Annotated in this window: 1 protein-coding gene; it reads left to right on the forward strand. The window is 60.9% G+C overall.

Annotated elements, in window-relative coordinates; all coding sequences use genetic code 11:
- Positions 1 to 399, forward strand: a 399-nt coding sequence (locus tag BZG25_RS16025; RefSeq protein ID WP_371326858.1) for a hypothetical protein, incomplete at both ends; no start/stop codon positions are given.

The following is a 399-nucleotide window of genomic DNA, read 5'->3' on the forward strand; positions in this document are numbered from 1 at the left end:
ACGGCGACCGATAGCGACAATGCGACCGCTTCTGACAGCGCAACGCCAACGTATGCGGCACAAAACGACGGCCCAGAGATCGAGGTGACGGCGGCGGCTCAGTTCAATGAAAACGACGCCGACACCGACACAGTCGTGGCCACCTTCAGCGCCAGTGACGAAGAAGACGGCACGCCAAGCGTGGACTTCACGCCAGGCAGCAATGATGACGGTTACTACGCGATAGATGGCACCGACGTGGTGTTGACGCAAGATGGTGTAGACGCGATCAATGCGGGCGAGACCTTGCCAGCGGTGAGCCTAACGGCGACCGATAGCGACAATGCGACCGCTTCTGACAGCGCAACGCCAACGTATGCGGCACAAAACGACGGCCCAGAGATCGAGGTGACGGCGGCG

This window comes from Salinivibrio sp. ML198 (assembly GCF_001996015.1).
Lineage (GTDB): Bacteria > Pseudomonadota > Gammaproteobacteria > Enterobacterales > Vibrionaceae > Salinivibrio > Salinivibrio siamensis.